16 protein-coding genes are annotated in these 23,160 nt (G+C 70.5%); 5 read left to right on the forward strand and 11 right to left on the reverse strand.

Features of this window, described 5'->3' with window-relative positions:
* Nucleotides 1-464 precede the first annotated feature (464 nt).
* From ccsB to hemL, 6 genes are all read right to left on the reverse strand, one after another.
* Nucleotides 465-1,439, reverse strand: a complete 975-nt coding sequence (gene ccsB / locus OIE53_RS21215; RefSeq protein ID WP_327023271.1) for a c-type cytochrome biogenesis protein CcsB — start codon at nucleotides 1,437-1,439, stop codon at nucleotides 465-467.
* Nucleotides 1,439-3,070: a cytochrome c biogenesis protein ResB gene (locus OIE53_RS21220; protein WP_327023272.1), complete on the reverse strand. Its 1,632-nt coding sequence runs from the start codon at nucleotides 3,068-3,070 to the stop codon at nucleotides 1,439-1,441. The genes ccsB and OIE53_RS21220 overlap by 1 nt, the downstream gene beginning before the upstream one ends.
* Nucleotides 3,070-3,924, reverse strand: coding sequence for a cytochrome c biogenesis CcdA family protein (locus OIE53_RS21225; RefSeq protein ID WP_327023273.1), 855 nt, complete (start codon nucleotides 3,922-3,924; stop codon nucleotides 3,070-3,072). Before OIE53_RS21225 ends, OIE53_RS21220 begins: the two co-directional genes overlap by 1 nt.
* Nucleotides 3,924-4,505: a TlpA family protein disulfide reductase gene (locus OIE53_RS21230; protein ID WP_327023274.1), complete on the reverse strand. Its 582-nt coding sequence runs from the start codon at nucleotides 4,503-4,505 to the stop codon at nucleotides 3,924-3,926. Before OIE53_RS21230 ends, OIE53_RS21225 begins: the two co-directional genes overlap by 1 nt.
* Nucleotides 4,505-5,152: a histidine phosphatase family protein gene (locus OIE53_RS21235; protein ID WP_327023275.1), complete on the reverse strand. Its 648-nt coding sequence runs from the start codon at nucleotides 5,150-5,152 to the stop codon at nucleotides 4,505-4,507. Before OIE53_RS21235 ends, OIE53_RS21230 begins: the two co-directional genes overlap by 1 nt.
* Before the next feature lie 66 nt (nucleotides 5,153-5,218).
* Nucleotides 5,219-6,556: a glutamate-1-semialdehyde 2,1-aminomutase gene (gene hemL, locus OIE53_RS21240; protein WP_327023276.1), complete on the reverse strand. Its 1,338-nt coding sequence runs from the start codon at nucleotides 6,554-6,556 to the stop codon at nucleotides 5,219-5,221.
* A gap of 139 nt (nucleotides 6,557-6,695) precedes the next feature.
* Here hemL and OIE53_RS21245 point away from each other — a divergent pair, with 139 nt between their 5' ends.
* A complete protein-coding gene (locus OIE53_RS21245) occupies nucleotides 6,696-7,031 on the forward strand; it encodes an STAS domain-containing protein (protein WP_327023277.1) in 336 nt (111 codons plus the stop codon).
* Nucleotides 7,032-7,151: 120 nt separating this feature from the next.
* Here the strand turns inward: OIE53_RS21245 and OIE53_RS21250 are convergent, their stop codons facing one another.
* Nucleotides 7,152-7,715 carry a response regulator gene (locus OIE53_RS21250; protein ID WP_327023278.1) on the reverse strand — a complete coding sequence of 188 codons (564 nt, stop codon included), beginning with the start codon at nucleotides 7,713-7,715 and terminating at the stop codon, nucleotides 7,152-7,154.
* Nucleotides 7,712-12,082 (reverse strand): hybrid sensor histidine kinase/response regulator, encoded by a 4,371-nt coding sequence (locus tag OIE53_RS21255; protein WP_327023279.1) that lies wholly within the window; start codon nucleotides 12,080-12,082, stop codon nucleotides 7,712-7,714. Before OIE53_RS21255 ends, OIE53_RS21250 begins: the two co-directional genes overlap by 4 nt.
* A gap of 154 nt (nucleotides 12,083-12,236) precedes the next feature.
* Between OIE53_RS21255 and OIE53_RS21260 the strand changes: the two genes are divergently transcribed.
* Nucleotides 12,237-14,291 carry a SpoIIE family protein phosphatase gene (locus OIE53_RS21260; protein ID WP_327023280.1) on the forward strand — a complete coding sequence of 685 codons (2,055 nt, stop codon included), beginning with the start codon at nucleotides 12,237-12,239 and terminating at the stop codon, nucleotides 14,289-14,291.
* Between the two features lie 23 nt (nucleotides 14,292-14,314).
* On the opposite strand, the gene OIE53_RS21265 is transcribed toward OIE53_RS21260, so the two are convergent.
* Nucleotides 14,315-15,661 carry an FAD-binding oxidoreductase gene (locus tag OIE53_RS21265; protein ID WP_327023281.1) on the reverse strand — a complete coding sequence of 449 codons (1,347 nt, stop codon included), beginning with the start codon at nucleotides 15,659-15,661 and terminating at the stop codon, nucleotides 14,315-14,317.
* Between the two features lie 81 nt (nucleotides 15,662-15,742).
* On the opposite strand from OIE53_RS21265, the gene OIE53_RS21270 reads away from it, so the two are divergent.
* The 3 genes from OIE53_RS21270 to OIE53_RS21280 all read left to right on the forward strand — a co-directional run bounded on the left by OIE53_RS21270 (nucleotide 15,743) and on the right by OIE53_RS21280 (nucleotide 21,035).
* A complete protein-coding gene (locus OIE53_RS21270; protein WP_327023282.1) occupies nucleotides 15,743-17,839 on the forward strand; it encodes a S9 family peptidase in 2,097 nt (698 codons plus the stop codon).
* A gap of 1,262 nt (nucleotides 17,840-19,101) precedes the next feature.
* On the forward strand, nucleotides 19,102-20,385 hold the full coding sequence (locus tag OIE53_RS21275) for a sensor histidine kinase (protein ID WP_327023283.1): 1,284 nt from the start codon (nucleotides 19,102-19,104) through the stop codon (nucleotides 20,383-20,385).
* Entirely contained in the window at nucleotides 20,373-21,035 is a 663-nt protein-coding gene (locus OIE53_RS21280) for a response regulator transcription factor (RefSeq protein ID WP_327023284.1), read from the forward strand. Before OIE53_RS21275 ends, OIE53_RS21280 begins: the two co-directional genes overlap by 13 nt.
* 10 nt (nucleotides 21,036-21,045) lie before the next feature.
* Here OIE53_RS21280 and OIE53_RS21285 read toward each other — a convergent pair whose 3' ends face one another.
* Nucleotides 21,046-21,426, reverse strand: coding sequence for an STAS domain-containing protein (locus OIE53_RS21285; protein WP_327023285.1), 381 nt, complete (start codon nucleotides 21,424-21,426; stop codon nucleotides 21,046-21,048).
* A gap of 198 nt (nucleotides 21,427-21,624) precedes the next feature.
* On the reverse strand, nucleotides 21,625-23,160 hold the full coding sequence (locus OIE53_RS21290) for a SpoIIE family protein phosphatase (protein ID WP_327023286.1): 1,536 nt from the start codon (nucleotides 23,158-23,160) through the stop codon (nucleotides 21,625-21,627).

The following is a 23,160-nucleotide window of genomic DNA, read 5'->3' on the forward strand; positions in this document are numbered from 1 at the left end:
CCGGGGTGCTGGACGACATCCGTCAGGCGGTGCAGCGGCACGACAAGCAGGCGGCCGTCACCGCGTTCGGGCGGGCTCAGCAACTGGACTCGCGTACCGCAGCGCTGCGCCGGGCCGTGTCGGTCGCCGACGAGAACCTGCGCCTGGCAGTCTGGGAGCGGCGCAACCGGTCCCGTGTCGATGCCGCGCGCAACGCCGCCAACCAGATCGATTACGCCGTCCGCAACACCCGTACGCTGGCGCGCTCGGCGTTGGTGCGCTGCCGGTCAGCACGATTGTCGGCCACGTCCGGATGGTGGTCATCGACCTGCTGCGCAGCGCCGGTGCGGACAAGCCGGAGGTGCTCGACGGGATCGACTCCGCACTGGACCTGCCCAGCGGCCGGGCAGCCCAGGGAGACGACTGACACCGCAGCATCAGATGCGCCTGGTTACCGCAGTTGCGGCGTAACCGGGCGCGTTCCGTCAGACGTCGGCGTACGAGTGCAGGCCCTCGAAGAAGATGTTCACGCCGAACAGGTTCATCATCACGGTCGCGAAGCCGAGGATGGCCAGCCAGGCGACCACGTTGCGCTTCACGCTCGGCGTAGCCCGGGCGTGCAGGTATCCGGCGTAGATCACCCAGGAGATGAAGGACCAGGTCTCCTTCGGGTCCCAGCCCCACGGCCGACCCCAGGCCGCCTCGGCCCAGACCGCCCCGGCGATCACCGCGAAGGTGAAGAGCGGGAAGGCGAAGGCGTGCAGGACGAAGGTGAACCGCTCCAGGCCGGCCGCCGCGGGCAGCCTCTTCGCCAGGGTGTACGGGAAGCTGCGCTTGCCCTGCTCGTACCCGGCCCGCATCAGGTACGCCGAGGCCGGCACCGCGCCGAGCAGGAACAGACCCGAGGCGAAGACGACCGTCGACACGTGCACGATGAACCAGTACGAGTTGAGCGCGGGCACCAGCGGCACGATCGGGGTGTAGAGCACCAGCTCGGCGGTGGCCACCAGCAGCACCATGACCAGGGTCAGAAACAGCCCCAACCGGCGCAGCGAGGGCACCTTCACCAGCACGGCCAGCCAGGCGGCCACCCCGATGAACGAGACCGTGAGCACGAACTCGTACATGTTGCCCCAGGGCATCCGCTCGGCGGCGATACCCCGGGTGATCAGCCCGACCAGGTGCAGCACCGCGCCCAGGGCGGTCAGTCCGATCGCGATCCGACCGGCCAGGTCGGCCCGACGGGCGGTGCGCTGGGCCGGTCCGTCGGGATCGGCGACCGGGGTGTCCCGCTCGGCCACGGCCACACCACCGGCACCCACGGCCGCACCGACCAGTTGCCGGGCGGGGGCGGCCACGGCCCGCGAGTTGCCGAGGGCGTACTCGACCGCGTGACCGATCATCGCCAGCAGGTACACCATCGTGGTGATGGAGACCATCTGGTCGGAGAGTTCGGACATCACTCGGCTCCTTCTCGCGTGTCCGGTACACCGTCAGCCACCCGGTCGCCGCGCATCGCCGCCACCAGTTGGGCGAACTCCTCGGCGAACCCGGGATGCTCGGTACGCGGCAGGCCGCCCACCTCGATCAAACTACTACCGCCCGTCGGAGATCCATCTGCGGGGTCGATCGCACCCGCTGGCAGCAACCGGACGAAGACCCGCCGACGCCGGACGAACAGCGACCCCATCAGCCCGAACACCAGGCCGATCGAGCTGATCAGCAGCAAGGTCGTACCGGGGTCGTAGCGTACCGAGATCACGATGTACGGCTCGGAGCCCAGGAACTCGACAGTGGTGCCGTCGTCCAGGGTCCAACTCTCCCCGAGCCGCAGCTCCTTCGCACCGATTTCGGTGAGCCGACCGTTGCGCACCTGACGCTGGTCGAGTTGATACACCGAGCTGGGGATGCCGGCGTCCAGCCCCATGTTGCCCCGGTAGGCCACCAGGCCGAGCAGGGGGTTCTGCTCGGTCGGGTGCTCGGAGCGGGTGAACGGGGGCTCCTGCGGAGCGGTCGGCAGGTACAGCCCGTCGAAGGCCACCTGGAGGTTCGGGTCGCGCTCGCCGGTGTCGGGATCGACATTGGCGTCCGGGAAGGCGGCCAGCCCTTCGCTGGTCATCCCGACATCACCGTTGCTGAGGAACGGTACTGCGCTGGTCTGGGTACCACCGAACCGGTCGGTGTAGCGGATCACCGGGGCGTACCCGTGCCCCAGCAGGTAGACGTTCGCCCCGTCCAGGCGCAGCGGCGAGTTGACCGAGAACTCCGCCGTCCGGGGGGCACCGCCGTTCTCGTCCACGGTCACCTTCGCGCGATACGACGAGGGCTGACCGGTCGGCAGGAAACGGGCGTCGAACTCGTCCAACTGCATGCAGAACCGGGGCAGGTCGTCGCCGACCCGGGGACCGAGCTTGATCTCGGCGTACTGCTGGCGGGTGTTGCAGAAGACCCGGTCCTCGCCCGCGACCAGCAGGCGGTTGCCCTGCCAGCCGTACCAGGAGCCGAGCGCGACACCTAGCAGCACCACCACCATGGAGGTGTGGAAGATCAGGTTGCCGGTCTCCTTGAGGTAGCCCTTCTCGGCGGAGACCTCGTCGCCCCGGACCACCACCCGCCACCGCCGACGCCGCAGGGCCTCGGCGACCGCGGCCACCCCACCCTCGGGGGCGGGCACCACGGTGTGCTGCGGCAGCCGACCAAGCCGCTTCGGTACGGCCGGGGGCCGGGCCCGCAGGGCCCGGATGTGATCGGCCAGCCGGGGGGTGATGCACCCGATCAGCGAGGTGAACAGCAGCAGGTAGATCGCGGAGAACCAGACCGAGCTGAACGCCTCGAAGGCACCGATCCGATCCAGCCAGGGGGCCAGGTCGGGGTGCTCGGTGAAGAAGTCGCGGACATCCTCCGGGTTGACCCCGCGCTGCGGCAGCACCGACCCGGGGATGGCCGCGACCGCCAGCAGGAAGAGCAGCACCAACGCCGTACGCATGCTGGTCAGCTGCCGCCACGAGTTGCGCGCCAGGGCCAGCAGGGGGTTGGGGCGGCGGGGCGTCTTGGCCGGGGTGTCGGCCGGCCGGTCGTCCACAGCGGTCATCAGATGCTCACCTGGAAATCACCTACGCCGATGGTGGTCTGCAACCAGATCACCACGTTGGTCCAGCCGCCGGTGACCAGTGCCAACCCGATCAGGATCAGCAGGGCGCCACCGATGCGGGTGACCCAGCGGCTGTTGCGCCGGATCGCCTGGAACACCCCGAGCAGCCGGTTGAAGCCCAGCCCGAAGACGACGAACGGGATGCCCAACCCCAGGCAGTACGCCACCGCCAGCACTACCGCCCGATCGGTCTGCCCGCTGGTGGCGGCCATGCCGAGCACCGCGGCGAGGGTCGGCCCGGTGCAGGGCACCCAGGTCAGGGCGAACACCGCACCGAGTACGGGGGCACCGAGCAGACCGGCGGAGGGCAGCCGGTTGATCCGCAGTTCCCGCTGGAGACCGGGCAGCACCCCGAGGTAGCCCAGCCCGAGCAGCACCACCAGGGCGCCGATGACGATCTCCAGCGGACGCTTGTAATCGAAGAAGACCCGGCCGATGGTGCTGAACAGGATCGCGGTGCTGACGAAGACGACAGTGAACCCGAGGACGAAGAGCAGGGTGCCGGCCAGCACCCGCCCCTTCACGGCGGCCCGCACCCTGGGCTGTTCATCCCGTACGACAGTGCCGACACCGCCGCTACGGGCGGCGGCGGACCCTTGCGCTGCCGCAGGGGTAGACGAGGTACCCCGGCCTTCCAGGTCGGCACCGGCCAGGCCGGTGACGTAGGAGAGGTAGCCCGGCATCAACGGCAGTACGCAGGGCGACAGGAAGCTGACCAGCCCGGCCAGGGCCGCCGCCCCCATCGCCAACAGCAGCGGACCGGAGACGGCGAGTTGTCCGAAGGTCTCGCCCATCAGCGTGGGCCGGACGCCGCGGGTGACTCCGCGGCGATTCGCTCGACGATGGGTTGCAGGCCCTCCTGCCGGACGGCCGCCCGGATCACCGTGGCGATCCGACCCTCCCGGTCGAGCACGACCGTGGCCGGGATGGTGTTCGGCGGGATGTCCATGTCCAGGGCCAGCCGGCTGCCCGGATCGAAGATGCTCGGGTAGCTGACCCGGCCCTCCTCGAAGGCGATCGCCTTGTCCCGGCTGTCCTGCACGTTGATGCCGAGGAAGGTGACCCCGGAGTCCTTGGTCGCCTGGTAGGTCTTCTCCAGGTCCTCGGCCTCGGCCCGACAGGGCGCGCACCACGAGCCCCAGAAGTTGACCACGACCACCTGGCCACGCTGGTCGGCCACGTCGTAGCTGCCGCCCTTGAGCAGCTCACCGCTGATCTTCGGAGCGGCGGAGCGTTGGTCGGGGGCGCACTGCACGATGCCGCCCTCGCTGTCACATTCCGGCTTCCCTCCGCCGCCGGAGACACAGCCGGCCAGCAGAGCCACAGCGGTGCCGGCGGCCAGCAGACCGGCCACCGACCTCCTGCGGAGCCCCATCAGGCCCCCTTCGCCGTCCGGGCGGTCGCCGACATCGCCACCAGGTGCGCGGCCGGTTCGGAGTAGCCGATGCCGACGACCTTCGCGCCGTCGAAGTGGAAGGTGGTGAGGGAGGCCAGCCCGCACTGACGGCGGCGGGGGTCGTGCCAGAGTCGCTTGCGCTCGACATGCCGGCGCAGGGTCCAGATCGGCAGTTGGTGGGAGACCAGGACGGCCTCCCGGCCCTCGGCGGCCACCCGGGCGGCGTGCAGGGCGGCGAACATCCGCTCGGCGATCGCCCGGTACGCCTCCCCCCAGGAGGGGGTGACCGGGTCGCGCAGCACCCACCAGTTACGCGGGTCCCGGAAGGAACCGTCACCGGGCGAGACCTTCTTGCCCTCGAACCAGTTGGCGCTCTCGATGAGCCGCTCGTCCACCCCGACGGGCAGTCCGAACTGGGCGGCGATCGGTTCGGCGGTCTGCTGGGCCCGTTCCAGCGGGCTGGCCACCACATGCACGACCTCGCGATCGGCGAGCCCCTGCGCTGCGGCCTTGGCCATCTGGACACCCAGCTCGCTGAGGCGGAACCCGGGCAGTCGGCCGTAGAGAATGCCCTCCGGGTTGTGTACCTCACCGTGCCGAAGCACATGGACCACCGTCTTGCTCACCGCTGTGCCCCCTTGGCTCGCGACTGCGGGGCTCGCAAAACCGGCTCACTCCTCGCGCTCACGTGCTTACCCCCCTGTGCCCGCCGCTGCCGCTGCATTGGCCGCCACCGGCAGGGCGGCGGCGATCTGTTCCAGGGCGGCGTCGTCGATCGCCGCCGACACGAACCAGGATTCGAACGCGCTCGGCGGCAGGTACACCCCGGCGGCGAGCATCGCGTGGAAAAACGCCTTGAACGCGGGCACCTGCTGGGTGCGGGCGCTGTCGTAGTCGACCACGTCGGCGTCCGTGAAGAAGATCGAGAACATGCTGCCCGCGTACGACAGCCGGTGCGGGACACCGGCGGCGGTCAGGGCCTCCGTGGCGAGCTTGCCCACGACGGCGGCGGTCTCGTCCAGCTTGCGGTAGAGCGCCTCGTCGGCCAACCGCAGGGTGGTCAGCCCGGCCGCGCAGGCCAGCGGGTTACCGGAGAGGGTGCCGGCCTGGTAGACCGGGCCGGCCGGGGCCAGTCGCGCCATGATCTCCGCGCGCCCGCCGAAGGCCGCAGCGGGCAGCCCACCACCCATGACCTTGCCGTACGTCCACAGGTCCGCCTCCACCGGGTCGAGGCCGTGCCACCCGGCGCGGGAGACCCGGAACCCGGTCATCACCTCGTCGATGATCAGCAGCGCACCGTTGGCGTGGGCGATCCGCGCCAACTGCTCGTTGAAGCCGTCCCGGGGGGCGACCACCCCCATGTTGCCCGCCGCCGCCTCGGTGATCACGGCGGCGATGTGCTGGCCCTCGGCGGCGAAGGCCTCCTCGACCGCGGCGATGTCGTTGTACGGCAGCACGATCGTCTCGCTGGCCGCGGCGCCGGTGACGCCGGGCGAGTCGGGCAGGCCCAGGGTGGCCACGCCGGACCCGGCGGCGGCCAGCAGCGCATCCACATGACCGTGGTAGCAGCCGGCGAACTTGATGATCTTCGACCGGCCGGTGTACCCACGGGCCAACCGGATCGCCGACATGGTCGCCTCGGTGCCCGAGTTGACCAGTCGGACCTGCTCGACCGGGGTCCGCGCGACGATCTCGGCGGCCAGGTCCACCTCACCGGGGGTCGGCGTACCGAAGCTGGTGCCCTTGGCGGCGGCGGCCTGGACCGCCGCGACCACCTCGGGATGCGCGTGGCCCAGGATCAACGGCCCCCACGAGCACACCAGGTCGACGTAGCGCCGGTCATCGGCGTCGTACAGCCAGGGGCCCTCACCACGAACCATGAAGCGGGGGGTCCCACCGACGGCCTGGAAGGCACGCACAGGTGAATTCACCCCGCCCGGCACGATGGCGCGAGCGCGGTCGAACAGGGCCGCTGAGGCCGGAGCGTCGACCGGGTAGCGGTCGGATCCGGCGGAAGTCACCTCGGTCACGATGTCGCCATTGTGTCAGCGCCGATCGGAGCACCGGCAGGTACCCCGGATCGGGGTTACCAGGCTCACCTGCGAAAGGTCACCCCGGGCCGGCTCGCCTCGGAAGGCCGAAGGGGCGAGATCGCGATAGGCTGACCCGGTGGATCGTGCCGAACTGTCCATCACCGTATATCGAGCGGGCGACGAAGCAGTGTTGCGCCTTGCCGGTGAGATCGACATGCTCACGGCCGCCCAACTGTCGACCGTCGTCAACGAGGTCCTCGCCGAGCCGCCGCCCCGGATCGTGCTCGACCTGGGTGAGGTCACCTTCTGCGACTCCCAGGGCCTCGGCACCCTCGTCGTACTCAGCCGCAAGGCCAGTCACGCCCAGAGCCTGCTCATGCTGACCAACGTCGGCGAGTTCCTGCTCCGCGTCCTGGACATCACCGGCCTCCGCAGCGCCCTGATGATCCGCAACGACGCCCCCACCCCCTAACCCCACCCCACCCCACCCCACCCCCATCCGGCGGGTTGATCATGAGGTTGGCGGCACTTTTTGATCTTCAATCTGCCGCTAACCTCATGATCAACGTGACAATTGGGCTGGGGGGTGGGGTTAGTCGGGGGTGGGGCCCCAGCGGGCTTGTTCGAGGGTGGTCAGGGCTTGGGCGACAGCTTCGGGGGTGTCGGTGGCGGTGCGGAGGAGGGTGGTGGCCTCGTCCACGGCGTCGGTGAGCAGGCGCCACTGGGCGTCGCGCTCGCGGACCATCTCCGACTGGGCGGCCAACTGGCGGGTCTTGGTCCACAGTTCCACGAAGACGGAGACCTTGGCCCGCAGCACCCAGGGGTCGAAGGGCTTGGTCAGGTAGTCCACCGCGCCGACCGCATAGCCGCGCAAGGCCAGTTGGGCGTCCCGGTCGGCGGCGGTCAGGAAGATGATCGGTACGTGCCGGGTGCGTTCCCGCCGCTTGATGTGGCTGGCCGTCTCGAAGCCGTCCATGTCCGGCATCTGGGCGTCCAGCAGGATCACCGCGAAATCGTCGACCAGCAGTTGCTTGAGGGCCGCTTCGCCGCTCTCCACCGCCACGGACTGCACCTGCAGCCCCTGGAGGATCGCCTCCAGGGCCAGCAGGTTCTCCCGGCGGTCATCGACCAGTAGCGCCTTCGCCACCTGCGTCACGAGCCCTCCTCGGTGCGGCTGCCACTGATCCAGGAGCCCATCAGCTCGATCAGCTCGTCCAGGTCGACCGGCTTGGTGATGTAGTCGCTGGCCCCCGCCGCGATCGCCGACTCCCGGTCACCGGGCATCGCCTTGGCGGTCAGGAAGACGATCGGCAGGTCCGCGAACCGGTGGTTACGCCGGATCTGCCGGGTCGTCTCGTACCCGTCCTGGTCAGGCATCATGGCATCCATCAGGACGATGTCGACCTCCGGGTGCTCGGCCAGCAGGCGTACCCCGTCGCTGCCGTTGTCGGCGTACAGCACCGTCATGCCGTGCAGTTCCAGCGCGCTGGTCAGGGCGAACACGTTGCGTACGTCGTCGTCGACGATCAGCACGGTGGCCCCGTCCAGTTGGCGGGTCTTCGGCGCCTCGGGCTGCGGTGGCAGCAACTCCACCGGCGGCATCAGCAACGACGAGGGCAGGCCGGCCCGTTGCGGGGAGGGCGGCGCCGGGGCCACCACGGCGTCCGGGGCCAGCACGTCGGGCAGGTAGAGGGTGAAGGTCGAGCCCTGACCGGGTACGGAGCTGACGGTGATCGTGCCGCCGATCAGCCGGGCCAGGTCCCGGCTGATGGACAACCCCAGGCCGGTGCCCCCGTAGCGACGGCTGGTGGTGCCGTCCGCCTGCTGGAAGGCCTCGAAGATCAGGGAGAGCTTGTCGTCGGAGATGCCGATGCCGGTGTCGATCACCGTGAAGGCGATCACCTGACGGGCGTTGGTCAGCGCCGGTACGTCGAAGACCGCCTGCTCCGGTGCCCGGGAGATGCGCAGGGTGACCGCGCCGTTGTCGGTGAACTTCACCGCGTTGGACAGCAGGTTGCGCAGGATCTGCTGGAGTCGCTGGGCGTCGGTGATCACCGCAGGTGGCAGATCCTCGCCGACCTGTACCTGGAATTCCAGGCCCTTCTCCTCGGCCTGCGGGGCGAAGGCCTGCTCGACGTAGCCACGGATCTCCGCGAACCGGACCTCGGTCGGCTCCACGTCCATCCGCCCTGCCTCGATCTTGGACAGGTCGAGGATGTCGTCGATCAGGCGCAGCAGATCCGACCCGGAGCCGTGGATCGTACGGGCGAATTCGATCTGCTTAGGGGTCAGGTTGCGCTCCGAGTTCTCCGCCAGCAGCCGCGCCAGCAGCAGCAGCGAGTTCAGCGGGGTACGCAGCTCGTGGCTCATGTTCGCCAGGAACTCCGACTTGTACGCCGAGGCCCGGGTGAGCTGCTGCGCCTTCTCCTCCAGACCGAGCCGGGCCAACTCGATCTCCCGGTTCTTGGTCTCGATGTTGCCCTTCTGCTCCGACAGCAGGGTCGCCTTCTCCTCCAGTTCGGCGTTGGTGCGCTGCAACTCCGCGGACTGTTCCTGCAACTCGTGGGCCAGCCGCTGCGACTGGGCTAGCAGTTCCTCCGTACGCCGGTTGGCCTGGATGGTGTTGACCGCGATGCCGATGGTGGCCACCAGCCGCTCCAGGAAGGACAGGTGCAGCTCGGAGAAGGGGGTGACGCTGGCGAACTCGATCACCCCGAGCAGTTCGCCCTCGAAGAGGACCGGCAGCACGACCAGGTCGGCCGGCGGGGTGTCGGCCAGCCCGGAGCGCAGGGTGATCCGGCCGTCCGGCACGGCACCGACCCGGATCGTGCGGCGGGAGAGGGCGGTCTGCCCGACCAGCCCTTCGCCGGGGCCGAAGGTGACCTCGTGACCTCGGGACACATAGCCGTACGAGGCGGTCAGCCGAAGCCGCATCACCCCCTCGGAGTTGTCCGCCAGGAAGAATGCCCCTAGCTGGGCGTCGACCAGCGGAGTCACCTCCATCATGATCATCCGGCAGACCTCGCCGAGGTCGCGCTGGCCCTGCAAGAGGCCGCCGATGCGGGCCAGGTTGGAGTCCAGCCAGCCCTGCTCGGCGTTCTTGTGGGTGGTCTCCCGCAGGGTGACGATCATCTGGTTGATGTTGTCCTTCAGCTCGGCGACCTCGCCCTGCGCCTTCACCGCGATTCGCTGGGTCAGGTCGCCCCGGGTCACCGAGGTCGACACCTGGGCGATCGCCCGCAGCTGGGTGGTCAGGGTGGAGGCGAGCTGGTTGACGTTCTCGGTCAGGTCCCGCCAGGTGCCGGAGACCCCCTTCACCTGGGCCTGACCACCCAACTTGCCTTCGATGCCGACCTCCCGGGCCACCCGGGTCACCTCGTCGGCGAAGGAGGACAACTGATCCACCATCGTGTTGACGGTGTTCTTCAACTCCAGAATCTCGCCCTGGGCATCCACGGTGATCTTCTGCGACAGGTCACCGTTGGCGACCGCGGTGGTGACCGAGGCGATGTTCCGTACCTGACTGGTGAGGTTCGAGGCCATCGAGTTCACGTTGTCGGTCAGGTCCCGCCAGGTGCCGGAGACCCCCTTCACCTGGGCCTGACCACCCAACTTGCCCTCGGTACCCACCTCCCGGGCCACCCGGGTCACCTCGTCGGCGAAGGAGGACAACTGATCCACCATCGTGTTGACGGTGTTCTTCAACTCCAGAATCTCGCCCTGGGCATCCACGGTGATCTTCTGCGACAGGTCACCCTTGGCCACGGCGGTCGAGACCTGAGCGATGTTGCGCACCTGGCTGGTCAGGTTCGAGGCCATCGAGTTCACGTTGTCCGTCAGGTCCCGCCAGGTGCCGGCCACTCCGCGTACCTGGGCCTGACCGCCGAGCTTGCCCTCGGTGCCCACCTCACGGGCCACCCGGGTCACCTCATCCGCGAACGAGGACAACTGATCCACCATCGTGTTGACGGTGTTCTTCAACTCCAGGATCTCGCCGCGCGCGTCCACGGTGATCTTCTGCGACAGGTCACCCTTGGCGACCGCGGTGGTGACCGAGGCGATGTTGCGCACCTGACTGGTCAGGTTGGAGGCCATCGAGTTCACATTGTCGGTCAGATCCCGCCAGGTGCCGGAGACCCCCTTCACCTGGGCCTGACCACCCAACTTGCCCTCGGTACCCACCTCCCGGGCCACCCGGGTCACCTCATCCGCGAACGAGGACAACTGATCCACCATCGTGTTGACGGTGTCCTTCAGCTCCAGAATCTCGCCACGGGCATCCACGGTGATCTTCTGGGAAAGGTCACCCTTGGCCACCGCGGTGGACACCTGGGAGATGTTGCGCACCTGGCTGGTCAGGTTGCCGGCCAACTGGTTGACGTTCTCGGTGAGGTCCCGCCAGGTGCCGGAGACCCCGCGTACCTGGGCCTGGCCACCGAGCTTGCCCTCGGTGCCCACCTCACGGGCCACCCGGGTCACCTCATCCGCGAACGAGGACAACTGATCCACCATCGTGTTGACGGTGTCCTTCAGCTCCAGGATCTCGCCCTGCGCCGCCACGGTGATCTTCTGGGACAGGTCACCCCGGGCCACCGCCGTGGAGACCTGGGCGATGTTGCGCACCTGAGCGGTCAGGTTGGAGGCCATCGAGTTGACGCTGTCGGTCAGGTCCTTCCAGGTGCCGGCCACGTTGGGCACCTCGGCCTGACCACCCAGCTTGCCCTCGGTGCCCACCTCCCGGGCCACCCGGGTCACCTGCTCGGCGAAGAGACGCAGGGTGTCCGTCAGCGAGTTCATGGTGTCGGCCAGCTCGGCGACCTCGCCCCGGGCGCTCACCGTGATCTTCTGGCTCAGGTCACCCTTGGCGACCGCCGTGGCCACCTGGGAGATCGACCGCACCTGCCCGGTGAGGTTCGAGGCCATGGTGTTCACCGAGTCGGTGAGGTCCTTCCAGGTGCCGGCGACCCCCCGCACATCGGCCTGGCCGCCCAGCTTGCCCTCGGTGCCCACCTCCCGGGCCACCCGGGTCACCTCGTTGGAGAAGGAGGAGAGCTGATCGACCATGGTGTTGACCGTGCGGCCGATGCGCAGGTACTCACCGCGCAGGGGACGGCCGTCGATCTCCAACGCCATGTGCTGCGAGAGGTCACCGTCGGCGACCGCGACGATGACCCGGGCGATCTCCGTGGTGGGCCGACCCAGGTCGTCGATCAACGAGTTGACCGCCCGCTGGCCCTCCGCCCACGAGCCGTCCAACCCCTCCTCGTCCAGCCGCTCGGTCAGCCGGCCGTCCCGACCGACCACCCGGCTGATCCGCCGTAGATCCAGATGCTGTCGCTCCTGGAGCGACACCACGTCGTTGAAGGCGTCCGCCACCTCCCCGGCCGCGCCGGAGCGCCGGGGAAGCCGGACCTTCAGGTCACCGCCGCGTACTCGGCGCAGCGCCTCCGCCAGCTCGGTGAGGACCGCCTCGTGGTCGGCGACGCTCATCTCCGCGGTCGCCGACTGTTTCGCCGTGGTCATCGTTCCTCGCTCACCTCGGGGTCCACCGGCCTGCGCCGGCCACCCCATCATTGTCCCCGTGAGCTCGAAACCGCCACGACACAACGCGGCCCGGGTCGCCGACGCCAACCCCGATCGGTTTGGCACACCACCGGTGTCCGTGGAGGATACGAGGGTGGCAGCGGAGGCGGGGCCCGCGGCGACCGGCGGCCCGAAGGAGCATGTGCGACGTGTCCGGCTGCCGGCTGACCGACGTACCCCGGCAGCCGCAAGAGCGGTCGTACGCTCCGTGCTGGCCGAGGCGAGCCTGGACGAACTGCTCAACGAGGCGCTGCTGCTGACCACGGAGCTGTCCACGAACGCCGTCGAGCACGCCCGTACCGAACTGGACGTCGAGGTGAGCGCGGACGCCACCGGGCTGACCGTGACGGTCTCCGACTTCGCCGCCGGCCCGGTGGACGACCTGACGGTCGGGGGACGCAACGCGGCAACGGAGATCACCGAGGTGGCCGAACGCGGCCGGGGACTGCTGCTGGTCGATCACTTCGCCAGCCGCTGGGGCACCACCTACCTGCCCAGCGGCAAGGGGGTGTGGTTCCGGCTGGACCGGCACCATCCGGAGGACGGCGCCACGACCACGGAGGGCGACCCGGCCGGCACCGAAGCGACCACCGCCCCCAGCGCCGGGGCGATGAGTCTGCTGATGCAGACCCTGCCGGATCCCTACGCCGAGGATCCGCTGCCCGACTTCGCCACGAACCTGCTGACCCGGGTGGCGGAGATGGTCGGTGCCGCCGGAGGGGTGGTCCGGCTGGATCGTGGGGACGGGCAGGGACCTCAGGTGCTGGCCCGCTACGGCCGCCCACCCAGGACCGGTCACGACCTGCTCCGGGTGCCGTTGGCGGTGCACCGCCCGTACGCCGGGGAACTGGAACTTGATGCCGCGCCCACCGCGTACGCCCGCCCGCTGGCGGTGTTGACCGCCGAGCGGCTCTCGCTGCACCTGGAGAACGACCGGCTGCGCCGCGCGGACGTACGCCGACAGGCCTGGCTCACCTTCCTCGCCGAGGCCAGCGAGCTGCTAGCCCAGTCCCTGGACGTGGAGCTGACCATGGCCCTCGTCCCGCAGTTGGTGGTGCCCCGACTCGGTCAGTGGTGCGCGGTGCACACCACCGACGAGTGGGGTCGGCTGCGCCTGGCCGCCGCCACCCACGCCGACGAGGCGATGCTGCCGCAGTTGCACGCGATCCTGCGGCAGACCGGTCCGGACTCCGTCCAGGCCCGGCTGCGGGAGGCCAGCCGCAACGGCACCCAGACCCCGCTGGGGGTGCCGATGGAGGGTTTCGCCGTACCCCTGATCGCCCGGGGTCAGCGCCTCGGCACCCTGGCCGTGGGGCGACACCAGCGGCACCGGCACGACCCGGACGAGATCGCCGTGCTGGAGGATGTGGCCCGGCGGGCCGCGCTGGCCATCGAGAACGCCCGCATCCACGCCGAACGGCGGCGGATAGCCCAGGCTCTGCAACAGTCCCTGCTGCCGCCGGTGCTGCCGGTGGTGGAGGGCATCGGTTTCGCCGCCGAGTACGTCCCGACCGGCGGGGACGCCGACGTCGGCGGGGATTTCTACGACGTGGTGCCGCTGCCGGACGGGTGCTGGCTGGTGGTGATCGGCGACGTCTCCGGCAAGGGGGTGCAGGCCGCTACGGTGACCGGGCTGGTCCGGGATGTGATCCGGGTGCTGGCCGGTGACGGGAAGCCGCTGCCGGAGTTGCTGCCCAGGCTCAATGAGACCCTGGTGCAGCGGGGGGCCGGCCGGTACTGCACCCTGGCCCTGGCCGTGGTCGCGCCCGGTGCGGACGGCCGGCTGGATGTCGGGCTGCACCTGGCCGGGCACGATCGACCGTTGCTGCTGCGTTCCGGCGGGGGGCCGGCCACCTTCGTCGGCAGCGGTGGCACCGCCCTGGGCCTGCTGGACACGATCAGCTCACCATCCTCGGAGCTCACCCTGGGCCCCGGTGACTGCCTGGTCTTCTACACCGACGGGGTGACCGAGCGTCGTCGCGGTCGGGAGCTGTTCGGCATCGGCCGGCTGCGCGACGCCGCCACCCCGCTGGCCGGCTACCCCGCCGACGTGGTGGCGGCCCGACTGCGCGCCACCGCGATCAACTTTTCCGTGGAGGAGCCCCGCGACGACATCGCCATTTTCGTCCTGCGCAACGACGCCGGCTGATTCGAAGCCGCCCTGGGCGGTGCTCAGAGGCCACCGGGCAGTCGGCCGGGAGCCAGCCGGTGGGCCGGGTCAAGGTGTTGTTTGACCGCGCGGAGCCGAGCCAGGCCGACCAGTTCGCCCCAGAGGTCGACCGCCCGCCGGACGGCCGGTGGTGCGGAGAGCACCACGCAGCGGCCCTGACGGGCCAGGAGCACACTGCGGACGGCGGCCAGGATCGCCGCCACCCGGTCGGGTGGCAGCACCCCGGGCAGGGCGGCGTGCACCACCCCCAGACCGGCCGAGCCACGGACCGGAATCGGCGCCCCGGCCGCGTCACGCAGCGCGTACACCGCCGCGTGCAGATCGGTGATGGGCACCTCCAGCCGCAGGGCGGTGTCGCCCGGGGCGAAGGGATAGCTGCGCCACCAGGCGGGAGCCGACCGGGCCACGGTGGTGCGGGCACCGAGCAGGGAGACCAGCCGGTCGCTCCGCTCCGCCACCTCGGAGGGGCCGCCCTCCAGCAGCACCACCAGCGACCCGGCTCCTCCCGGGCTGGCCGGGGACCGACCGGTCATGGAGGGATGGCGGGCCATCGCGGCGGTCCTAGGGTCCCACTGTGGGCGGTCCCTGCCCCCGGCCGGCAGGTCCAGCTCGATCGCGGCCGGTTCCAGGCGGGCGGCGAGCACCGCCCGGATCAGGTCGTGCACCTCCAGGGGGGTCCACACCGGTCGGGTCACCCAGACCCGGCTGGCCGGCAGGGCCTGCACCCGCAGGGTTGCGCTGACCAGCACGCCGAGGGCCCCTTCCGAGCCGCACAGCAGCCGGGCCTGGGCCAGCCCGGCGGCCCCGCCGTCGACCTCGGTCAACTGCCCGTCGGCGGCCAGGTAACGCAGGCTGACGAGTTGGTCGCAGGCGGTGCCGTGCCGGTGCCGCAGCGGACCTGCCTCGTCGGCGGCGAGCACCCCACCCACGGTGGCACCGGGCGAGGGGGCGTCCACCGCCAGGCGTTGACCGGTGCGTTCCAGGGTGGCCTGGACCGCGCGCAGGGGGGTGCCGGCGCCGACCTCGGCGGTGCGCTGGCCGGGCGGCCGGTGCCCGATGCCGGCCAGTCGCCCGGTGTCCAGCATGATGTCCAACCGCTCCGGCGGGGCACCCCAGTCGATCTTGGTCCCCGCGCCGCGCGGGACCACGGCCAGGTCGTGTCGTGCGGCAAGCTGGAGCACCCGGGCGGCCGCCTCGGCATCGCCGGGCACGGCCACCCAGCGGGCCGGGCGCCCGGCCACCTCGTCGGCCGGGCCGGCGAACCGGGCGAAGCGGGGACCGCAGATCTCGGTCAGGCGGCGGGCGATGTCCAGGGCACCGGAACCGCCGGTGGAACGTGCTGGCACCATGCCGCGATCGTACATCTGTTCGAACGATTCGGTAGGTCTTTGCTACGTACGGGAGCGGAGCAGGGCCGGTAACGTGACGCCGTGACCACCGAGACCCCCGCACCCGTGGCTAAGCGGGTTCCCACCGAGCGAGTCCACCACGGCGACACCGTCGTCGACGAGTACGCCTGGCTGGCCGCTAAGGACGACCCGGACACGATCGCCTACCTCGAGGCCGAGAACACCTGGACCGAGCAGCGCACGGCCCACCTGTCCGGGCTGCGTACCGAACTGTTCGAGGAGATCCGTCGGCGCACCCAGGAGACCGACCTGTCGGTACCGACCCGAAAGGGCGGGTACTGGTACTACACCCGCACCGAGGAGGGCCGGCAGTACGGCGTGCACTGCCGGCGGGCCGTCCGCGACGGCGAGACCACCCCCCCGATCAGCGCCGACGGTGCCCCGCTGGAGGGTGAGGAGATCCTGCTGGACGGCAACCTGTTGGCCGAAGGGCACGACTTCTTCGCCCTGGGTGCCTTCGACGTCAGCCCCGAGGGGCGCTTCCTGGCCTATTCCACGGACTTCTCCGGCGACGAGCGGTACACCCTGCGGATCAAGGACCTCACCACCGGGGAACTGCTGCCCGACGAGATCCCGGGCACCTTCTACGGCACGGCCTGGTCGGCCGACGCCTCGGTGCTGTTCTACGTGACCGTGGACGAGGCCTGGCGGCCGCACCGGGTCTGGCGCCACCTCATCGGTACGGCCGCCGCCGACGACGTCGTCGTGCACGCCGAGGAGGACGAACGGTTCTGGGTGGGGGTCGAGTTGACCCGCTCGGAGCGGTTCATCCTGATCGACATCGCCAGCAAGATCACCAGCGAGGTACGGGTCATCCCGGCCGACAACCCGACCGGTGAACCCGCGGTGATCGCCCCCCGTCGGCAGGGCGTCGAGTACTCCGTGGAGCACCACGGGCACCGGTTCCTGATCCTGCACAACGACGGCGCCGAGGACTTCGCCCTGGCGTACACCTCGGCGGACGCCCCGGGCGACTGGGTGCCCATGATCGAGCACTCCCCCGGCACCCGGCTGGAATCGGTCGACGCCTTCGCCGACCACCTGGTGATCACTCTGCGCAGCAACGGCCTGACCGGCCTACGGGTGGTGCCGCTGGACGGCGGCGAGGCCCACGACATCGAGTTCCCGGAACCGCTGCACACCGTGGCTCTGGACGGCAACCCGGAGTACCGCACGAGCCGGCTCCGGCTGCGCTACACCTCGTTGCTCATCCCCGACTCGGTGTACGACTACGACCTGGCCACCCAGGAGCTGACCCTGCTGCGGCGCCGTCCGGTGCTGCCCGGCCCGGACGGACGGCCCTACCAGCCGGAGGACTACGAGCAGCAGCGGGAGTGGGCCCTGGCCGACGACGGCACCCGGGTGCCGATCTCCCTGGTCTACCGTCGGGACACCCCCCGCGACGGCTCGGCCCCCTGCGTCCTCTACGGCTACGGGTCGTACGAGGCCAGCATGGACCCCTGGTTCTCGGTAGCCCGGTTGTCCCTGCTGGACCGTGGGGTGATCTTCGCGGTGGCCCACATCCGGGGCGGCGGCGAACTGGGCCGACGCTGGTACGACCACGGCAAGATGCTGGCCAAGAAGAACACCTTCACCGACTTCGTAGCCTGCGCCCGGCACCTAGCCAAGGCCGGCTGGACCGCACCGGACCGGCTGGTCGCGCGGGGCGGCTCGGCCGGGGGCCTGCTGATGGGCGCGGTCGCCAACCTGGCCCCGGACGCCTTCGCCGGCATCGTCGCGCAGGTGCCCTTCGTGGACGCCCTCAACACGATCCTCGACCCCTCCCTGCCGTTGACCGTCACCGAGTGGGAGGAGTGGGGCAACCCGCTGGCCGACCCGGAGGTGTACGCCTACATGAAGTCGTACACCCCGTACGAGAATGTGGCGCCCCTGGACTATCCGGCGATCCTCGCGATGACCAGCCTGAACGACACCCGGGTGTTCTACCACGAGCCGGCGAAGTGGATCGCCCGGCTCCGCACCGTGGCCCCCCAGGGTGACTACCTGCTCAAGACCGAGATGGAGGCCGGACACGGCGGCCCCAGTGGACGCTACGACGCCTGGCGGGAGGAGGCGTTCATCAACGCCTGGACCCTGGACCGCCTGGGTCGCGCCTGACCGGTCCCGTAGCCCTCTCTCCGCGGCGCCGGCCGCTCACCCGCTGCCGGCGCCGCGCCGCCACCCTCCGGGGCCTGCCGGAGAGAAGCTCATTTGCGCCCCCTGCCCTGACCTGACGTACGGTCCGGCCGGGGGGAATAAGGAGTCGCCGGTCGTGGGGGCGGGCTTCCCGCCGGCCGAGTCGGGCTGTGCGAGCTGGTGAGGCTCGCGAGGTGTGGATTACCGGACGGGACCCGCTCTGGCCGCGCTGCCCGCTCCGCCACCTGCTGTCCGGCGACGGACGTCCGGGCAGGAGTCCCCGGCGGGCTCACCGCCGGATGGTCGTCGTCGTACGTCCGCACAGGTGTCGTTCGAGCGCTCGCGGACGGGGTGTGCGTGGCCTCCTGTTGCTCGTCGGGGCGAGGGCTCCTGTCGTACCGGTCGGCGACCCAGTCGGCCAGCGCGACCATTCTCGCGACATCCTGCATCTGCCGGGGATCCTCGTAGAGTCTCTGCAGGTCAGGGTCGCCGGAGACGAGGTACGCGGCGGCGATGGCCTGCTGTAGTCGTTCCTTCTCGTGCTGGAGCAGGTTCTCCTCCTCGTTGAGGGTCGCTTTCCAGCTCTCCACCTGCGCATCGGTGATGGGCTTCCGGGGTTCCGGTGCCGGCTGACTAGGCGCGGGGGGCGACTCGTCCTTACCGGGTGCGGGTGGCTGGGAGCTTTGCGTCCCACCGTCCGGTCGGTTCGCCGCGGATCGCTCAGACCCGCGTGTCGGCTCACTGGACCCGACCCCCCGCGCATGATCATCTGACGCCTGCGGGCTCTGCCCCCCGGCACCGGCCTGCCTTGCCGCAGCGGCGGTTCGGGGCGTCGGCACCGACTCGCTGGTCTCGAAGCGGCGCAACAGGCGCAGAAACCGCTGCAAGACAACGTCCAGCCAGCCTGACCGGCCGTCCTTCAGGTGATCGTCGACCCGGCTCGCAGCGAGGTCACGGGCCTTCTTGATCTGACGTTCGCTCAGCTGCGGCGGGCCGTCGGCCGGGCCACGATCGGTCCCGCGACTCGCGCGATCGTTCTCCACCGCGAGCCGGAGATCCCGGTCCAGGGCTCGTTGCGCGTCGAGCAACCCGGGGGACGATTCTCTGGGCAGTTCCTGCATCCGTATCCACATGCCGTCACCAACGGGCCGACATGGTGGACGGTTCAGGTAGGGCTGGGCATACCCCAGTCGGTGGATCCAGTCGGCTGGGGCCGCGACAGACCGTTCAATAGCGTCGTCGGCATGACACCGGTACCAGCGACCCACCTCGCCCAGGCCCTGCGCCATCGCCGATATCCGCTGACCAGCTGGCCGTGGCGAGGCCTGGCCTATCTGCTGACCAGTGTGCCGCTGGCCAGCGTACTCTCGCTCGGGCTGCTCGTGGTGTTGGCGCCGCTGGTTGCCGCCATGAACGCGGTACGCGACGGGCGGCAGGTGTCGCTGGCGCTCGGCGTGGCCCTGGCCATCGGCGCGTTGACCATACTGGCGCTGGCACCGCTGCTCAGCGTCCCGGTGTCGGCGTTCGAACGCTACCGGCTCGGCCTGATCGACGACCGTCCGCTGCCGCGAGTGCCGTGGCGTGGTCTCACCGCCCGGTACACCACCGGCGCGGCCTGGCGGGAGGCCGGTTACCTGTTCTTCCTCGGCGGTGCCGTGCCCGTGGCGTACTGGCTCTTCGCTGTCCTCGTGACGCTGGACGTCCTGCTGATCGTCAGCCCGTTCATGGTCAGGCCGGGCGACACGGTGGTGGTGCTCTGGAACACCGCGGAGACACCCGCGCAGGCCGCACCGTACGCGATCGTCGGCGTGCTGCTGCTGCCGGTGCTGTGGTACGCGGCCGGTGCGCTCGCCGCCGCTCAGAGTGCCGTCACCCGATGGCTGCTGGTCTCTGACGGGACCGCGCTGCACGAGGTGTCCCGCTCCCGGGCCCGCCTGGTCGACGCGTACGAGGCGGAACGTCGGCGCATCGAGCGCGACCTGCACGACGCCGCCCAGCCCAGGCTCACCAACCTGGGCCTCCAGATCGGTCTGGCCCGGCTGGACGTACCCGATGACTCGCCGGCAGCCCGGCCGCTGGACATCGCGCATGAACAGGCCAAGAGCCTGATGGTGCTGTTGCGGCAGATCGTCCGGGGCATCCGCCCGCAGAGCCTCACCGATCTGGGCCTGGCCGGTGCGGTACGGGAACTCGCCGACGAGTCGACCGTCCCGGTCGAGGTGCACGCCGACCTGCCGCGACACCTGCCGGAGGCGGCCGAGACGATCGCGTACTTCGTGGTGTCGGAGGCGCTCGGCAATGTCGCCCGGCACGCCGAGGCGACCCGGGCCGAGGTCCGGCTCACCGACACCGGAGGTGATCTGGTCGTCGAGGTCACCGACGACGGGCGGGGTGGCGCGAACCCGGTCCACGGCACCGGCCTGACCGGGCTCGCCGACCGGGTCGCCGCCGCCGACGGGCGGCTCCTGCTGTCAAGCCCGACCGGCGGCCCGACGGTGCTGCGGGTGGAACTACCGTGGTCGGTGTGACCCGGGTCGTGCTCGCCGAGGACGAGGTGCTGCTGCGCGAAGGGCTGGTGGCTCTGCTCACCCGGTTCGGCTTCGAGGTGCTCGACGCCGTCGGCACCGCCCCGGCGCTGCGGGAGGCGGTCCGCACCCACCGGCCGGACCTGGTGGTGACCGACATCCGGATGCCCCCGGGGCACCGCGACGACGGGCTGCGCGCGGCGGTCGAGCTACGCACCGAGCAGCCGGCCCTGGCCGTGGTCGTGCTCAGTCAACACGTGCAGCCCGAGTATGCCGCCGCGCTGCTGGACAGCGCCGACGGGCGGCGGGTCGGCTACCTGCTCAAGGACCGGGTCGCCGAGGTCACCGAGTTCGTCGACAACCTGCGTACCGTCCTGGCGGGCGGCACGGTGGTCGATCCGGACGTGGTCCGGCGGCTGCTGAACCGCCCGCGCGACCCCCTGGCCGCCCTGACCGTACGGGAGCGGGAGGTGCTGGTGCTGGTCGCCGAGGGCCGGTCGAACGCGGCCATCGCCGCCCGGCTGCATGTCACCGAGGCCGCCGTCGGCAAGCACATCGGCAACATCCTGGCCAAACTCGGTCTGCCGCCGGACGACGACACCAACCGTCGGGTGCTGGCGACCCTGACCTACCTGCGCGCCAACCCCGCCTGAGTCTCCGCTGTCATCCGAGGGCGACGAGGTCGCGGCTGAGGGATCGGCCGGTGCCGCCGATGCGGACGGTCCCGCGGTAATTGAGCAGGTGTCCGCTGCCGCTGAGCGCGATGACCCGCGCCGGAACGCCCTGGGCGGCGAAGACGGTCACCTGTTGCCCCCGTGCCATGGCCGCCGTCCGGACCCGCAACAGCGCGGAGAGGGCGGCACAGTCGAGAAACCGCAACTTCTTCAGATTGAGCGTCAGCTGGGCGACCCAGTGGGGTGTCAGGAAGGCGGTGAGGCGCTGCTCAAGCTGCTCGATGGTGGACAGGTCGGCCTCGCCGACCAGGGTCACGTGCCGGATGCCCGGCCGCATGTCGCGATAGTCGAATCGCAGCAGTTCGTCCATGAGATGACTCGGTCCCCGCCCTGGCGAAGGGCCTGTTGTGGGCCGGAGAGGTTGCCACCGTCAATCCGGCGCCGGGGAGGACAGAGCTTGCACGCGGCAGTGCCGACCTCGACGTGGTGCTTTGGGCACCAGTTTCGACCGTACCCGGCCCTGACCTTTCCTGCCAGTGCCCACCCGTCTGCGGCCAGTGCCGGCGGCTCAGCGCCGGCGGAGGGCCACCACGGCGACATCGTCCTGGATCTCGTCGGGGGCCAGCTCGTCGAGCAGCCGCTGACAGAATCGGTCGAGGTCGGCGTCCACCCGCACGGCAGACCCGGCCAGCGCGGTCAGCCCCTCGTCGATGGTGGCGTCCCGCCGTTCGATGAGGCCGTCGGTGTAGAAGACGATGGTCGCCCCGCGCGGCAGCACGAACTCCAGGTCCGCAGGGCGCGGTGCCCGTACCCCTAGCAAGGGTGCGGAGTGGTGCACGTACTCGGTCTTCCCGTCCATGCTGATCAACGGCGGCAGGTGACCCGCGCTGGCCAGTCGGACCTGCCCGGTGGCCGGTTCGAGCAGCAGTACGCAGATGGTGGCCAGTTCGGTAGGCAGCAGCGTACGCATCAGCTCGTTGACCCGGTGCAGGATCTCACCCGGCTGGTGCCCCTCCACCGCGTACGCCCGCAGTGCGTGCCGCAGCTCGGCCATCACGGTCGCGGCGTGCAGCGAGTGGCCCGCCACGTCGCCGATCGCCATCAGCAGGTGACCGTCGAGCATCACCAGCTCGTAGAAGTCGCCCCCCACCTCGGTACGGGCGCTGGCGGGCTCGTAGCGGACGGCCAGATCCAGCCCGGCGATCGTCGGGATGCGCTGCGGGAGCAGACTGCGTTGCAGGGTCACCGCGATGCGGTGCTCCTCGTCGAAGGATCGCTGGGCCTCGACCGCGGAGGCCACCGCCTGGGCCAGTTGACGAAGCACCGGGGTACGGGCGGTCTGGGTGGCGGTCGGCACCACGACATAGAGGGGGGCCCGGTCATCGCGCAGCCGACCGGCGGCCACCGTCACGGTGTCCCCCGCCGGCCAGTCCACCAGGGCCCAGTCGGCCGGGTCCTGCACCCGGACGGTGGCGCCGACCGGGGTGTCGCTGTCGTCGACGACCCACGGCACGATGCGGCTGGGGGCACCCGGGCCGGCGCAGACCCCGGCGATGCAGTCGCCGTCGAAGGTCTCGGCTATCACCGCGGCGGGGCTCTTGAAGATCTCCGCGGTGCCGGCCGCCGCCGCTTCCAGCAGCCGGGCGAAGTTCGGCGCGGCGTGTACCGCCACCGTGGTGTCCGCCAGCCCGGTGAGTCGTTCCGCGAGCAGTTCGGCGCGCTGCCGTGCCTGGTAGTAGCGCAGCACCGCGTGGGCGGTGGCGACGAGTTCCTCCGGGTCGATCGGCTCCGCCAGGTACGCGTCCGCCCCCCGGGTGAGGCCCTGGGCGCGGTCGGCGGTGTCGATGGCGTGCGCGGACACGTGAATCACCGGCAGGGCGGGGCGGACCGACTTGATCCGTTCGCAGACCTCGAACCCGCTGAGGTCCGGCAGCCGCACGTCGAGAACCACCAGGTCGATCGGATCCACCTCGACCTGACGCAGGGCCTCGCCGCCGTTCTGGGCCTCGATCACGGTGAACCCGGCCCGGGTCAGCCAGTTCACCAGCAGGTAGCGCTTGGTCCGGCTGTCGTCGACCACCAGCACGGTCGGCGGGGAGTCCAT

The sequence above is a fragment of the Micromonospora sp. NBC_01739 genome (assembly GCF_035920385.1).
Taxonomy (GTDB): Bacteria; Actinomycetota; Actinomycetes; order Mycobacteriales; family Micromonosporaceae; genus Micromonospora.

Excerpts from the sequence above, each read along its gene's own strand:
- ccsB (WP_327023271.1), bottom strand. The coding sequence starts at position 1,439 with ATGTCCGAACTCTCCGACCAGATGGTCTCCATCACCACGATGGTGTAC.
- OIE53_RS21220 (WP_327023272.1), bottom strand. The coding sequence starts at position 3,070 with ATGACCGCTGTGGACGACCGGCCGGCCGACACCCCGGCCAAGACGCCC.
- OIE53_RS21225 (WP_327023273.1), bottom strand. The coding sequence starts at position 3,924 with ATGGGCGAGACCTTCGGACAACTCGCCGTCTCCGGTCCGCTGCTGTTG.
- OIE53_RS21230 (WP_327023274.1), bottom strand. The coding sequence starts at position 4,505 with ATGGGGCTCCGCAGGAGGTCGGTGGCCGGTCTGCTGGCCGCCGGCACC.
- OIE53_RS21255 (WP_327023279.1), bottom strand. The coding sequence starts at position 12,082 with ATGACCACGGCGAAACAGTCGGCGACCGCGGAGATGAGCGTCGCCGAC.
- OIE53_RS21265 (WP_327023281.1), bottom strand. The coding sequence starts at position 15,661 with ATGGTGCCAGCACGTTCCACCGGCGGTTCCGGTGCCCTGGACATCGCC.
- OIE53_RS21275 (WP_327023283.1), top strand. The coding sequence starts at position 19,102 with ATGACACCGGTACCAGCGACCCACCTCGCCCAGGCCCTGCGCCATCGC.
- OIE53_RS21285 (WP_327023285.1), bottom strand. The coding sequence starts at position 21,426 with ATGGACGAACTGCTGCGATTCGACTATCGCGACATGCGGCCGGGCATC.
- OIE53_RS21290 (WP_327023286.1), bottom strand. The coding sequence starts at position 23,160 with ATGGACTCCCCGCCGACCGTGCTGGTGGTCGACGACAGCCGGACCAAG.